The organism is Polaromonas sp. JS666, assembly GCF_900103405.1.
Taxonomy (GTDB): domain Bacteria; phylum Pseudomonadota; class Gammaproteobacteria; order Burkholderiales; family Burkholderiaceae_C; genus Polaromonas.
Window position 1 is genome coordinate 764457 of sequence record NZ_FNHX01000001.1, and the last position, 12428, is coordinate 776884.

12 protein-coding genes are annotated in these 12428 nt (G+C 65.0%); 8 read left to right on the forward strand and 4 right to left on the reverse strand.

What is annotated here, in order from left to right:
- Positions 1–157: 157 nt before the first annotated feature.
- Together BLQ85_RS03735 and nth are read left to right on the forward strand one after the other, a co-directional pair.
- On the forward strand, positions 158–1177 hold the full coding sequence (locus BLQ85_RS03735; protein WP_074574880.1) for a BLUF domain-containing protein: 1020 nt from the start codon (positions 158–160) through the stop codon (positions 1175–1177).
- Between the two features lie 47 nt (positions 1178–1224).
- Positions 1225–1869 carry an endonuclease III gene (gene nth, locus BLQ85_RS03740; RefSeq protein ID WP_074574882.1) on the forward strand — a complete coding sequence of 215 codons (645 nt, stop codon included), beginning with the start codon at positions 1225–1227 and terminating at the stop codon, positions 1867–1869.
- Between the two features lie 6 nt (positions 1870–1875).
- On the opposite strand, the gene BLQ85_RS03745 is transcribed toward nth, so the two are convergent.
- The 3 genes from BLQ85_RS03745 to BLQ85_RS03755 all read right to left on the reverse strand — a co-directional run bounded on the left by BLQ85_RS03745 (position 1876) and on the right by BLQ85_RS03755 (position 5359).
- Positions 1876–2997, reverse strand: coding sequence for an ABC transporter substrate-binding protein (locus BLQ85_RS03745; RefSeq protein ID WP_074574884.1), 1122 nt, complete (start codon positions 2995–2997; stop codon positions 1876–1878).
- 94 nt (positions 2998–3091) lie between these two features.
- Positions 3092–4069, reverse strand: a complete 978-nt coding sequence (locus tag BLQ85_RS03750; protein ID WP_074574885.1) for a Bug family tripartite tricarboxylate transporter substrate binding protein — start codon at positions 4067–4069, stop codon at positions 3092–3094.
- A 69-nt stretch (positions 4070–4138) separates the two neighbouring features.
- Entirely contained in the window at positions 4139–5359 is a 1221-nt protein-coding gene (locus BLQ85_RS03755) for a pyridoxal-phosphate-dependent aminotransferase family protein (RefSeq protein ID WP_074574886.1), read from the reverse strand.
- Between the two features lie 115 nt (positions 5360–5474).
- On the opposite strand from BLQ85_RS03755, the gene BLQ85_RS03760 reads away from it, so the two are divergent.
- The 4 genes from BLQ85_RS03760 (at position 5475) to BLQ85_RS03775 (ending at position 11174) form a co-directional block, all read left to right on the forward strand.
- Complete coding sequence (locus BLQ85_RS03760; RefSeq protein ID WP_074574888.1) at positions 5475–6173, forward strand: GntR family transcriptional regulator; 699 nt, start codon at positions 5475–5477, stop codon at positions 6171–6173.
- Between the two features lie 52 nt (positions 6174–6225).
- The gene (locus tag BLQ85_RS03765; RefSeq protein WP_083336726.1) at positions 6226–9342 is read left to right on the forward strand and encodes an FAD-binding and (Fe-S)-binding domain-containing protein; all 3117 of its coding nucleotides are present in this window, start codon (positions 6226–6228) and stop codon (positions 9340–9342) included.
- Positions 9343–9448: 106 nt separating this feature from the next.
- Positions 9449–10435: a DUF2167 domain-containing protein gene (locus BLQ85_RS03770; RefSeq protein ID WP_074574890.1), complete on the forward strand. Its 987-nt coding sequence runs from the start codon at positions 9449–9451 to the stop codon at positions 10433–10435.
- A gap of 13 nt (positions 10436–10448) precedes the next feature.
- The gene (locus BLQ85_RS03775) at positions 10449–11174 is read left to right on the forward strand and encodes a site-2 protease family protein (RefSeq protein WP_074574892.1); all 726 of its coding nucleotides are present in this window, start codon (positions 10449–10451) and stop codon (positions 11172–11174) included.
- An 18-nt stretch (positions 11175–11192) separates the two neighbouring features.
- Here the strand turns inward: BLQ85_RS03775 and BLQ85_RS03780 are convergent, their stop codons facing one another.
- Positions 11193–11447 carry a hypothetical protein gene (locus BLQ85_RS03780; RefSeq protein WP_074574894.1) on the reverse strand — a complete coding sequence of 85 codons (255 nt, stop codon included), beginning with the start codon at positions 11445–11447 and terminating at the stop codon, positions 11193–11195.
- A gap of 105 nt (positions 11448–11552) precedes the next feature.
- On the opposite strand from BLQ85_RS03780, the gene BLQ85_RS03785 reads away from it, so the two are divergent.
- Together BLQ85_RS03785 and BLQ85_RS03790 are read left to right on the forward strand one after the other, a co-directional pair.
- Positions 11553–12149 carry a 3'-5' exonuclease gene (locus BLQ85_RS03785; protein ID WP_074574896.1) on the forward strand — a complete coding sequence of 199 codons (597 nt, stop codon included), beginning with the start codon at positions 11553–11555 and terminating at the stop codon, positions 12147–12149.
- Positions 12150–12185: 36 nt separating this feature from the next.
- Positions 12186–12419: a hypothetical protein gene (locus tag BLQ85_RS03790; protein WP_074574897.1), complete on the forward strand. Its 234-nt coding sequence runs from the start codon at positions 12186–12188 to the stop codon at positions 12417–12419.
- Positions 12420–12428 lie beyond the last annotated feature (9 nt).

Sequence of the window (12428 nt, forward strand, 5' to 3'; positions counted from 1 at the left end):
GCGCCACTGCAGCGGCGCTGCATCATGCACACATCACCCGCGCCGAGTTGCAAGAAAGTGTTGCGATCCTTTTCAAGAGGCATTTTTGCCACTATTTACCCGCGGCTTTTGGGGGCAGGCATTGACGGGGTTTTTGCTTATCGGGCAGGATGGTCCCATGGTGAACAGCATTGCGCCCTATGCCGCGCCCCCTGGACAGCCGGAAGTCGAGCGTGTGGTGACGGCCAGTATCTGCCACATCAAGGAGGGCATCTACGCGCAAATGGAGGACATACGCGCGCACTCCCTGCCCTATAACGCCGCGGACGGCATACACGCCATCCTGCATTACCAGAGCGGCTGGTTCGTGCATTGGGCCGAGGGCCCGTCGCCCGAGCTGCGTGCCCTGCTGCTGCGCCTGGCCGGCGACCCGCGCCACCACTCGCTGCATACCCTGCACAGCAGCCGGGGCCGGCGCATTCTGCCCACGCCCTGGTCCATGGTGATGTCGCAGGCCACCGAGTCGGCCGTGCAGTTCGGCCGCCGCGTGATGGCGCTGCGCGAGCAGTTTGAAAAAGGCGTGCAGTACGCGCCCTCCTCCGTGTTGCGGCGCCTGTCGGCGCCCATGCAGCTGCCGCAGGCGCAGGGACTGGCCGACCCCGAAGCCTTCCACCGCGTCGGCATCTGCGCGGCCGGCGGCAACGAGGCCTTCGCCATGGTCGGCTGGCTGGCGCAACGCACCGGCGGGACGGTGGCCAAGCGGCGCTTCGCGGGTGAGCAGGACATGGACGGCAGCAGCGAATATGTGGAGTTCATGGAAGGCGGCCATCCCTGCCGCATGATCGCCGTGGCGCGCAACGGCCTGACCCACGGCCTGCGCCGCGCCTTCCTGCCCGACTGGCCGTATTTTGTGATGCTGTTTTCCGGCTCGCCCAAATTCGACGATGCGTTGATGAGCCGCATGATGGCCGCCTGCGAAAACCTGCCGGCCACGCCGGCCTTGCTGGGCATCGCGCCCAATGCCGAGACGCACCAGCGCATGCAGGCCATGGCCGCGGAAGCCCATCTGGCCTATATCGTGGCCGGCACCGCCAGACCCGACGAATGCCCCTTCATCTGGCGAGCGGTGCAGGAGCAGCTCCAGCGCGCCGGCGAGCCGCCCAGTTCGGTGTGGGACGTGCCGCGCATGGCGGCCTGAACAGCACCGGCCGGCGCAGGCCGGGACACCCCGATACACTGCGGGGCATGAAAAAAGAAGCCATCGCCCCCTTCTTCGCCACGCTCAAGGCCGCCAACCCCATGCCGGTGACCGAGCTCGAATACACCAGCGTGTTCGAACTGCTGGCCGCCGTGCTGCTGAGCGCGCAGGCGACCGATGTCAGCGTGAACAAGGCCACGCGCAAGCTCTACCCGGTGGCCAACACGCCGCAGGCCATCCTCGATTTGGGGCTAGAGGGCCTGGAGTCGTATATACGCACCATAGGGCTGTACCGCACCAAGGCAAAAAACCTGCTGGCGACCTGCGAGATATTGGTGAAGCAGCACGGCGGCCAGGTGCCGCGCACGCGCGAGGCGCTGGAAGCCCTGCCCGGCGTGGGCCGCAAGACGGCCAATGTGGTGCTGAACTCGGCCTTCGGCGAGGCGGTGATGGCGGTGGACACCCACATCTTCCGCGTGAGCAACCGCACGGGCCTGGCGCCCGGCAAGAACCCGCTGGAAGTCGAGATGAACCTGCTCAAGCGCGTGCCCACTGACTACCTGGTGGACGCGCACCACTGGCTGATCCTGCACGGGCGCTATGTGTGCCTGGCGCGCAAGCCGCTGTGCTGGCAGTGCGCGGTGGCGCCCTGGTGCGATTTTGAGCCCAAGACGCCGCCGCCTGCGGCTTAAAAAGCCTTACCGGGCGAAAGTGCCGTCAGCCCGGATCATCGTCAAATTGACAAAGCGAGAGCCCAGGTTGCTCTGCTTGCTGTAGGTCAGCGCGAAGCCGCCCAGGTCTTCATTGGTGAAGGTCTCCAGCGTGCTGATGAGCTTGGCACGCGTGATGGGCGCAGCGGTCTTCTGCAGCGCGCGCACCACCAGCTTGGCGTTGAGGAAACCTTCCATGCTGTTGTAGCTGAATTTCTTGTCGGCAGTTCCCTGGATCACGGTCTGGTATTCCTTCACGACGGCGTTACCGAGTTCGGTAAAGGGGTAAGGCACGACCTGCGAGACGATGGTGCCGGCGGTCGGCTCTTTCAGCTCGGCATGCAGGCCCGAGGAGACGCTGAGCACCATGAACTGCGCGCTCACGCCCTTGGCCTTGTAGGCCTTGATGAAGGCGGCATTGGGCTTGGCCTGGGCGATCAGCATCACGGCCTGCGGCTGGGCGGCGGCGATCACGTCCACCGCCTTGGCCACGTCCACCGTGCCGCGCGGCACCGGGGCCACGGCGGCGGGCGCCGCGCCGCGCTTTTGCATGGCGGCAATGAGCGCGTCCAGGCCTTCCTTGCCGAAAGCGTCGTCCTGGTAGGCGACGGCGATCTTGTTGATGCCTATGGTCCAGGCGTGGTTGACGGCAGCCTCGATCTCGTCGGTGGTGCTGGCGCGCACGTGGAACACATTGGGCACATAAGGGTCGCGCAGCGACTTGGCGCCGCTGGTGTTACCGATCTGGGCAATGCCGGCGCCCTGCACGATGGGCACGATCTTGAGCATATTGGCCGTGCCGCGGAAACCCACAAGGGCCACGGCGTTCTGCTCGATCAGCGCCTTGGTGTTCTCGGCGGTTTTGTCGGGGTTGAAGCCGTCGTCCAGGCTCACGAGCTTGATCTTCTCGCCGCGCACGCCGCCCTTTTTGTTGATGTCGTCAAAGTAGGCATTCATGCCGCGCACATAGTCGGTGGTGAGCGCCGCGCTGGTGCCCGAAAGGTCACCCGAATGGCCCAGGATGATGTCGGCCGAAGCGCCCACGCTGGCGGCGCACAGAAAAAAACCGGCCAGCACACGGCCGGCCCTTGAAAAATTCACAACTGTCATGAAACGATCCCTAGCCTCTGCTGATAAAAAACTTGTTTGTTGTTGATAAAAAAAACCGGCGCCAGGCCGGTCCCACCCAGGCGCGCAGGGGGTGTCAGGCGTCAACCTTGACCTTGGCCTGCTCGGCCACCTGCGCCCATTTCTTCTGCTCGGCCTTGATAAAGGTGGCGAACTTCTCGATGCTGCCGCCGCCGTCCTCGGCGCCGTACTGGTCCATCTTTTCCTGCACATCAGGCATGGCCAGCACTTTGTTGACGTCTTCATTCATGCGCTGGACCATGGCGTGCGGCATTTTGGACGGGCCCATGAGGCCGTACCACACGGTGGCCTCGAAGCCGGGAAAGCCCGACTCAGCCATGGTGGGCACATTGGGGTGGCCCTTGGCGCGCTTGAGCCGCGTTTGCGCCAGCGCGATGGCCTTGCCGCTTTTGACGTGCGGCGTGGCCGAGGTCATGGTCTCGAAGCAGTAGTTGACCTGCCCGCCTATCAGGTCGACCAGGGCCGGGCCGGAGCCGCGGTAGGGAATGTGCAGCGCGAAAATCTTCGCCTGCAGCTTGAACATCTCGAGCGCGAAATGCTGGGCCGAGCCGCCGCCGGCCGAGGCGAAGCTGATCTGGCCCGGCCTGGCCTTGCACAGCGCGACCAGGTCCTTGACGGTCTTGGCGGGCTGATCGGCGTTGCAGATCAGCATATTGGGCGTGACGCCGACCATGCTGATGGGCACGTAGTCGCGCTCGGGGTTGTAGCCCAGCTTGAGGCCCAGCGCCGGCGCCAGTGCGTGGCTGTTGATGTGGGCCATGAGCAGGGTGTTGCCGTCGCCCGGCTGTTTGGCCACATAGTCGGCCGCGATGACGCCTGCGGCGCCGCCCTTGTTTTCAATCACCACCGAGGTGTTCCACATGGTGGAGAGCTTTTGCCCGACCACGCGCGCCAGCGCGTCGGTGCCGCCGCCGGGCGGGAAACCCACGATGATGCGGACCGGGCCGGACGGCAGGGTCTGCGCCTTGAGCATGGGTGACGCCACCAGGGCGGCCGTGGCCGCCGTCGCGCTGATAAAAGTTCTGCGTTGCATGGTTTCCCTCTGATTCAGTAGTAGAACGAAGCGAAGTGACAGTTTGAAGGCGGATGGCGGTGGCGGCTCTCAGGCCGCCTTGCGCTGCGGCACCACGGCCGCATGGCTGGAGAAATGGTCCATGGCGGCCTGCACGCCCGAACCCGCGAGCTTGACACCAGCAAGTTTCAAGCCCATTTCACAGCCCGACAGCGCCGCCATCAGCGTGAGGTCGTTGCAGTCGCCCAAGTGGCCTATGCGGAACATGCGGCCCTTGACCTTGCCCAGGCCGGTGCCCAGCGAGCAGTCGAAGCGCTCATAAATGATTTTGCGCACCGCGTCGGCATCCACGCCTTCAGGCGTCATCACGCCGGTCAGCACCGGCGAATACACGGCCGGGTCGGCGCACTGGATCTGCAGGCCCCAGGCCTTGACCGCCGCGCGCACGCCCGCGGCCCAGCGCTGGTGGCGCGCGAACACGGCTTCCAGGCCGTGCTCGAGCAGCATGTCGCAGGCTTCGCTGAGCGCGTACAGCAGGTTGGTGTTGGGGGTGGACGGCCAGTAGCCGGTCTTGTTCATCTCGATGATTTCGTCCCAGGCCCAGAAGGCCTTGGGCAAGGTGGCTTTCTTGCTGGCTTCAAGGGCCTTGGCGGAGACAGCGTTGAAGCTGATGCCGGGCGGCAGCATCAGGCCTTTTTGCGAGCCGCTGATGGTGACATCCACGCCCCACTCGTCGTGGCGGTAGTCGGCCGAGGCCAGGCCCGAGATGGTGTCGACCAGCAACAGCGCCGGGTGTTTGGCCGCGTCCATGGCCTTGCGCACGGCCGCGATGTTGCTGGTGACGCCGGTGGAGGTTTCGTTGTGCACCACGCAAACGGCCTTGATGCTGTGCTGGGTGTCGGCCTTCAGGCGCTCTTCAATCAGGGCGGCCTGCACGCCGTGGCGCCAGATATCGGCGCCGGGGTAGCTGATGACCTCGGTCTTCAGGCCCAGGCGCGCGGCCAGCTTTTGCCACAGCGCGGCGAAGTGGCCGGTTTCGTACATCAGCACGTGGTCGCCGGGGTTCAGGGTGTTGGAGAGCGCCGCTTCCCAGGCGCCGGTGCCCGAAGCCGGATAAATGATGACGGGTTGTTTGGTCTGGAAGATCTTCTTGATGTCGGCCAGGACTTTCAGGCCCAGCGCCGCGAATTCAGGGCCCCGGTGGTCTATGGTGGGCAGGCTCATGGCCCGCAGGATGCGGTCCGGCACCGGCGAAGGGCCGGGAATCTGCAAAAAATGACGTCCCGTGGGATGAAAGTCAAGCGTCAACATGGCGGTCTGCTCCTGAAGTAAGCCCCTATTTTTTGCATACAAAATTCATTTGTCAATACATCAAAGGATTAAATATCGATTTGACAGGGGTAAATTTTGCATACAAAATTTACCCATGGCTGCTGAAATCATCCCCATCCCCCGCGCCGCCCTGCATGAACAGGTGGCGCACCGGCTGCGCCAGATGCTGGTGGAAAACCGCATCCAGCCCGGCGCCAAGCTCAATGAGCGCGAACTCAGCGAGGTGCTCAACGTCTCGCGCACGCCGCTGCGCGAGGCCATCAAGATGCTGGCCGCCGAGGGCCTGGTGGAACTGCTGCCGAACCGCGGCGCGATCGCGGTGGAACTGACCGAAGCCGACGTGCTCAATACCTTCGAGGTGATGGCGGGGCTGGAAGCGCAGTCGGGCGAGCTGGCCGCCGAACGCATCACCGAGGCCGAGCTGGCGGAAATCAAGGCCATGCATTTCGAGATGCTGGCCGCCTACACGCGCCGCGACCTGCCCAATTACTACCGACTCAATGCCGCCATCCACAGCGCCATCAATGCGGCCGCCAAGAACCCGGTGCTGGCCAGCACCTATGCGCAGGTCAATGCGCGGCTGCAGGCGCTGCGCTTTCGCTCCAACCAGGACGAGGAGAAATGGAAAGCGGCCGTAAAGGAACACGAGCTGATGATCGAAGCCCTGCAAAAGCGTGACGGCGCGGCCATGCGCAACGTATTGCTGCGCCACCTGAGCAGCAAGCGCGACGTGGTGGTGCAGCAGCTGCGCGCCATCCATGCCACGAACAGCAAGAGCGGCGCCAAGGCCTGAGCCCGGCCCGGCTCTCCCATCACAGTCCCCCACCCAAAGGCGAAAAGCCGCGATGAACGCTCCCCTCCCCCTCAAGATCAGCCGCGAGGCCGCGGCCCAGGCGTATGACGACGTGGCCCGCGTCAGCAACGAGGTCGCCGGCCGGCTGGCCGCGCGCCTGGCCGCCGAAACCCAGGGCGAGGTGCTGTTCTCGCCGGCGGACCGCGGACGCTATGCCACCGACGCGTCCATCTACCAGGTCACGCCCGTGGGCGTGTTTGTGCCGCGCACCGATGCCGACGTCAAAACCGCGCTGGACATCTGCCGTGACCTGCAGGTGCCCATAGTCCCGCGCGGCGGCGGCACCAGCCAGTGCGGGCAGACGGTGGGCGCGGGCCTGGTGATAGACCATGCCAAGCACCTGCGCAACATCCTGGCCGTGGACCCGGGCGAGCGCACGGCCGAAGTCCAGCCCGGCATCGTGCTGGACCACCTGAACGCTTCGCTCAAGCAGCACGGCCTGTGGTACCCGGTGGACGTCTCCACCAGCGCGCAGGCCACGCTGGGCGGCATGGCCGGCAACAACTCCTGCGGCAGTCGCAGCATTGCCTACGGCAACATGGTGCACAACGTGCTGGGCGCCAGCGCCTGGCGCTCCGACGGCAGCCTGCTGGAACTGGGCCGCTATGACAAGGCCGGCGGCGCGGCGCGCGAACTGGGCGACTATGTAAAAACGCTGTCCGACCGGCTGCGGCCCGAGCTGGAGGCGCACTGGCCCAAGGTGCTGCGCCGCGTGGCCGGCTACAACCTGGACATCTTCAACAACCAGAACGAAAAGCCCTATGCCCAGGACGGCTCGGTGAACCTGGCCCACCTGCTGGTGGGCAGCGAAGGCACGCTGGCGCTGACAAAATCGCTCACGCTGCGCCTGGCCGAGCTGCCGCGCACCAAGGTGCTGGGCGTGGTGAACTTCCCGACCTTCTACAAGGCCATGGACACGGCCCAGCACATCGTGAAGCTGGGCGGCGACGGCATGCTGAGCGCAGTCGAGCTGGTGGACCGCACCATGATCGAGCTGTCGCTGCAGAACCCGGCCTTCGCACCCACGGTGCGCACTGCGCTCATCGGCCAGCCCGACGCGATTTTACTGGTGGAGTTCTCGGGCAACTCCAAGGCTGAGCTGGCGCCCAAGATGCGCCAGCTGGTGGAACTGATGGGCGACCTGGGACTGCCCGGCTCGGTAGTCGAGATGATGGACGACGCGCCGCAGAAAAACCTCTGGGAAGTGCGCAAGGCGGGCCTGAACATCATGATGAGCCTCAAGGGCGACGGCAAGCCGGTCAGCTTTATCGAGGACTGCGCCGTGCCGCTGGAGCACCTGGCCGAGTACACCGACGCGCTGACCAACGTGTTCCGCAAATACGGCAGCAAGGGCACCTGGTACGCCCATGCCTCTGTCGGCACGCTGCACGTGCGGCCCATATTGGACATGCGGCGCGAGGGCGGCGCCAAGATGCGCGCCATCGCCGAGGAGGCCTCGGCCCTGGTGCGCCACTACAAGGGTGCCTACAGCGGCGAGCACGGCGACGGCCTGTGCCGCGGCGAGTGGATTGAGTGGCAGTTCGGCCGCAAGATCAACGAGGCTTTTGCGCAGATCAAGAACTACCTGGACCCGCTGAACCTGCTGAGCCCGAATCGCATCATCAACCCGCCCAAGATGGACGACACACGGCTGATGCGCTTTCCGCCCAGCTACAAGGTCATCCCTATCAAGACCGCGCTGGACTGGAGCGCCTGGGACGTGCAGAACGACCCGGTGACCGAGCAGACCAGCGAGCCGGGCACCGGAGGCGACCCGGCCCAGGGTTTTGCCAAGGCCGTGGAGATGTGCAACAACAACGGCCACTGCAGAAAGTTTGATACCGGCACCATGTGCCCCAGTTACCGCGCCACACGGGACGAAAAACATTTGACGCGCGGACGCGCCAACACGCTGCGCCTGGCGCTGTCGGGCCAACTGGATGGCTTGAAAGCGGAAGACGCTTTCACCAGCGAGGCCGTGCAGGAGGCCATGGACTTGTGCGTGGGCTGCAAGGGCTGCAAGCGCGACTGCCCCACCGGCGTGGACATGGCCAAGATGAAGGTGGAGTTTTTACACCATTACAAGGCCAAACACGGCTACACGCTGAAAGACCGGCTGGTCGCCCACCTGCCCGACTATGCGCACTGGGCCAGCCGCTTCGCGCCGCTGCTCAACCTGCGCGACAAGGTGCCGGGCCTGGCGGCCTGGAGTGAAAAAATCCTGGGCCTGTCGGCGCGCCGCACGCTGCCGCAGTGGCGCAGCAACACCTTCTGGAAGCGGCTGGGCGCACAGGCTGAAGCCGGCGCGGCGCCGCCGGGCCGCATCCACACCGCGAGCCGCGAGGAGGTGCTGGCCGCCACCAAGCCCGTGGTGCTATTCGTGGACACCTTCAACGGCTATTTCGAATCCGAAAATGCTTGGGCCGCGCTCAGGGTGCTGCAGGCAGGCGGCTACACGGTGCACGTCGCCGCCAAGACCACGGCCGACGGCAAAAGCCTGTGCTGCGGCCGCACCTACCTGGCCGGCGGCATGGTCGACAAGGCCAAGGCCAAGGCGCGCGAGGTGGTGGGCGCCCTGCTGCCCTTCGCCGAGCGCGGCATCGCCATCGTCGGCCTGGAGCCCTCCTGCCTGCTGACGCTGCGCGACGAGATGCTGGTGATGGGCCTGGGCGAGGCGGCGCAGACCATCAGCCGCCATGCGCTGCTACTGGAAGAATTCCTGGTACGCGAGGCGGCGGGCGGCAAGCTCGAGATGCTCAAGGGCCGGCTCAAGCCCGCGGCCCAGCCCATTCTTTTGCACGGCCACTGCCATCAGAAGGCCTTTGGCGCGGTGAGCCCCATCCTGGACGTGCTGAGGCTGATCCCGGGCGCGCAGCCCGAGCTGATCGAATCCAGCTGCTGCGGCATGGCCGGCAGCTTCGGCTACGAGGCCGGCCACTATGAGGTGTCCATGCAGATGGCCGAATTGAGCCTGTTGCCGGCGGTGCGCAAGCAGCCAGATGCCATCGTGGTGGCCGACGGCACCAGTTGCCGCCACCAGATCAAGGACGGCGCGCAACGCGAGGCCATCCATGTGGCGGTGCTGCTGGCGCGGCAGCTGCAGGCTTAGGCCCCGTTGGCGAGGGCGGCCCGGGCACTTTCGGGCTGCCTCCGGACCGCCTTCGCGAGTGGCGTGTCAGAATAGCCCGCAAATTATTCCAACAAGGAGGGCTTTCATGAACCGTTTGTGGACGCGCATCTGCGCGCTGGCTGTTTGTCTGTCTTGTGCCGCCGCCATGGCACAGACCCTGTCAAAAGAAGAAAGCGAAAAGATCTGGGCCGAGGGCCGCGCCGCCGCCAAGGAAGGGCCGCAGGACATCGCGCTGGCGAGCCAGGCCGTGCTCAAGCTGCCCGCCGGCCGCATCTTTGTGCCGCAACCCCAGGCGGGCAAGCTGCTCAACGCCATGGGCAACCCCGGCACCGACTCGCGGCTGCAGGGCCTGGTGTTTCCGGCCACGGGCGACAGCTGGTTCATGACGGTGCGCTTCGAGGCGGCCGGCTATGTGAAGGACGACGACGCCAAGGACTGGAACGCAGACGAGCTGCTCAAAAGCTACCGCGAAGGCACCGAGGCGTCGAACGCCGAGCGCAAAAAAATGGGTTTCCCCGAAATGGAGATCGTGGGCTGGGCTGAAAAGCCGGCCTACAACGCCGCCACCCACCGCCTGGTCTGGGCCATGTCCAGCAAGGACCGCGGCGCGCCCTCAGGCGCGGCGCAGGGCGTGAACTACAACACCTATGCGCTGGGCCGCGAAGGTTACTTCAGCCTGAACCTGGTCACAGCGCTGGACGACCTGCCCAAGGACAAGCCCGCCGCGGCGGAACTGCTGGCCGCCCTGCAGTACGACGAGGGCAAGCGTTACGCCGATTTCAACGCCAAGACCGACAAGGTGGCCGAATACGGCCTGGCCGCGCTGGTGCTGGGCGTGGCCGCGAAAAAACTGGGCTTCTTCGCGGTGATCGCGCTGTTTTTCGCCAAGTTCGCGAAGGTGATCTTTCTGGCCGTGGCGGGCTTTGGCACGCTGTTCCTGAAATACTTCAAACGCAAGCCGGCCCCTGTGCCTGCCGCTATGCCGGCGGTCAGCCGGGCCGAGCAGGACACCGTGCCCGCCGCGTTCAGCGGCGGCGCGGGGGACGTGCCGCCCGCGCCGCCCAAAGCCTGAACGGCGAAGCGGCATGGCCAAGCTCCTGTTGCTGCTTTTCACGGGCGCCAAGTTCGGCAAGCTGCTGCTGACCGGCGGCAGCATGCTGGTGTCGGTGTTCGCATATGCGCTGCTGTTCGGCTGGCGTTATGCGGTGGGCTTTGTGCTGCTGCTGTTCGTGCATGAGATGGGCCACTACATCGCCGCCCGCCAGCGCGGCCTCAATGTAGGTGCGCCCACCTTCATCCCTTTTGTGGGCGCCTGGGTGGAGCTCAAGGACATGCCGCATGACGCGGAAACCGAAGCCTATGTGGGCCTGGGCGGCCCGCTGCTGGGCACGGTGGGGGCGCTGGCCTGCTATTTCGTGGCACGCGACCAGGACAGCAATTTGCTGCTCGCGATCGCCTATTCCGGCTTCTTCCTGAACCTCTTCAACCTGATCCCGCTGTCGCCATTCGACGGCGGGCGCATTACCGCGGTGCTGTCGCCGCGCATCTGGCTGCTGGGGGTACCGGTGCTGGTGGCACTGTTCTTCTGGCGGCCCAGCCCCATGCTGATCCTGATGGCGCTGCTGGCCGCGCCGCAGCTGCTCAAGGCGATACGCTACAAATCGGACAGCGAGGAGGCCCAGACCTATTACGCGGTCAGCGCGGCCACGCGTTTCGAGTACGGGTTTTATTACCTGGCGCTGGCGGGCTTCCTGGCCGTGATGACGCACGACGTGCATGAAATGCTGCGCGGCGTGGGCGCCGTTCGTTAGGCCTGGGTGGCGGGCGTTTCAGTCCGGCACGAACTTGGCGTTGAAGCTGGCCTGGTCTTCGGCCAGCTCCAGCGTGACCAGCTGGCCCATGCGCATGTCGGCCAGCCGACAAGCCCCGAACAGGCTGTATTTGCCTTTGAGCTGGTAGCTTTCCATGTCGATCAGCATGTAGGAGTGCGGCACAAACACCTGGTGCAGGAAAATCGTACGGTGCCGGTTGCGCGGCGACGGAAAGAGCTTGTAATGCTCGGTGGTGATGCTTTGTGCGGCCATGGTGGAGTCAGGAAGCGGGTTGCCCGGAATGGCGCCCTACCCCGACTGTAAGCTCTAGCCTTGCCGATTCCTGTTTTTTTGAACGCCCTTTTTGCATGGATACCTATGACCGAGCGCCATCCCACCCCCGGTAAAGAAGAAATCGCGCTGCTGGAGCCCTTCGAGCGGCTGGGCCTGGACCAGATCGAAGTCGTGTCCACCGCCGAGCGGGCAGCCCAGGCACTCAAGGACCTGACCGGCGCCACGGTACTGGGCTTTGACACCGAGTCCAAACCCACCTTCGCCAAAAATGAGGCCTCGGACGGGCCGCACATCGTGCAGCTCGCAACCCTTCACAAGGCCTGGATCTTCCAGCTCGAAGACGCCGAATGCCGGCGCGCCGTGGGCCTGGTGCTGAGCTCACCCGCCGTGATCAAGGCCGGCTTTGGCCTGGGCGACGACCAGCGCCGCATCATCCGCAAGCTGGGCACGGACCTGCAGGGTGTGCTGGACCTCAACGTGGTGTTTCGCGAGCGCGGCTACCGCAAGGACATGGGCGTGCGCGGCGCCGTGGCGGTGATGTTCAACAAGCGTTTCCTCAAGTCCAAAAAAGCGGCGACCTCCAACTGGGCCAACGAAAGGCTCACGGAGGCGCAAATCATTTACGCGGCCAATGATGCCTATGGCGCGCTGCGGGTGTACCGGGCGCTGGGACTGGATTGACGCAGGCTTTACATTAACCCCATCAAGGAAATTCGCATGAAAAACACTTACCTGCTGTCTTCGCTGCTGCTGGCCGGCGCCCTGCTCTCGGGTTGTGCCGCCGAACTGCTGAGCAACAGTGAAAAGCTGATCATCGTCAAAGGCCGCCCTTCACAGCTGCCCGACGCCACCGAGATCGCCGAAACCGAATGCCAGAAGCGCGGCGGCCGGCATGCGCGCTTGATCACCAAGCCGGCTGAAGGCCAGTACGGCTTTGAGTGCGTGCGCTAAGGCGCATTT

Coding starts and splice junctions, on each gene's coding strand:
- BLQ85_RS03735 (WP_074574880.1), top strand. CDS start 158: ATGGTGAACAGCATTGCGCCCTATGCCGCGCCCCCTGGACAGCCGGAA.
- nth (WP_074574882.1), top strand. CDS start 1,225: ATGAAAAAAGAAGCCATCGCCCCCTTCTTCGCCACGCTCAAGGCCGCC.
- BLQ85_RS03745 (WP_074574884.1), bottom strand. CDS start 2,997: ATGACAGTTGTGAATTTTTCAAGGGCCGGCCGTGTGCTGGCCGGTTTT.
- BLQ85_RS03750 (WP_074574885.1), bottom strand. CDS start 4,069: ATGCAACGCAGAACTTTTATCAGCGCGACGGCGGCCACGGCCGCCCTG.
- BLQ85_RS03755 (WP_074574886.1), bottom strand. CDS start 5,359: ATGTTGACGCTTGACTTTCATCCCACGGGACGTCATTTTTTGCAGATT.
- BLQ85_RS03760 (WP_074574888.1), top strand. CDS start 5,475: ATGGCTGCTGAAATCATCCCCATCCCCCGCGCCGCCCTGCATGAACAG.
- BLQ85_RS03765 (WP_083336726.1), top strand. CDS start 6,226: ATGAACGCTCCCCTCCCCCTCAAGATCAGCCGCGAGGCCGCGGCCCAG.
- BLQ85_RS03770 (WP_074574890.1), top strand. CDS start 9,449: ATGAACCGTTTGTGGACGCGCATCTGCGCGCTGGCTGTTTGTCTGTCT.
- BLQ85_RS03775 (WP_074574892.1), top strand. CDS start 10,449: ATGGCCAAGCTCCTGTTGCTGCTTTTCACGGGCGCCAAGTTCGGCAAG.
- BLQ85_RS03780 (WP_074574894.1), bottom strand. CDS start 11,447: ATGGCCGCACAAAGCATCACCACCGAGCATTACAAGCTCTTTCCGTCG.
- BLQ85_RS03785 (WP_074574896.1), top strand. CDS start 11,553: ATGACCGAGCGCCATCCCACCCCCGGTAAAGAAGAAATCGCGCTGCTG.
- BLQ85_RS03790 (WP_074574897.1), top strand. CDS start 12,186: ATGAAAAACACTTACCTGCTGTCTTCGCTGCTGCTGGCCGGCGCCCTG.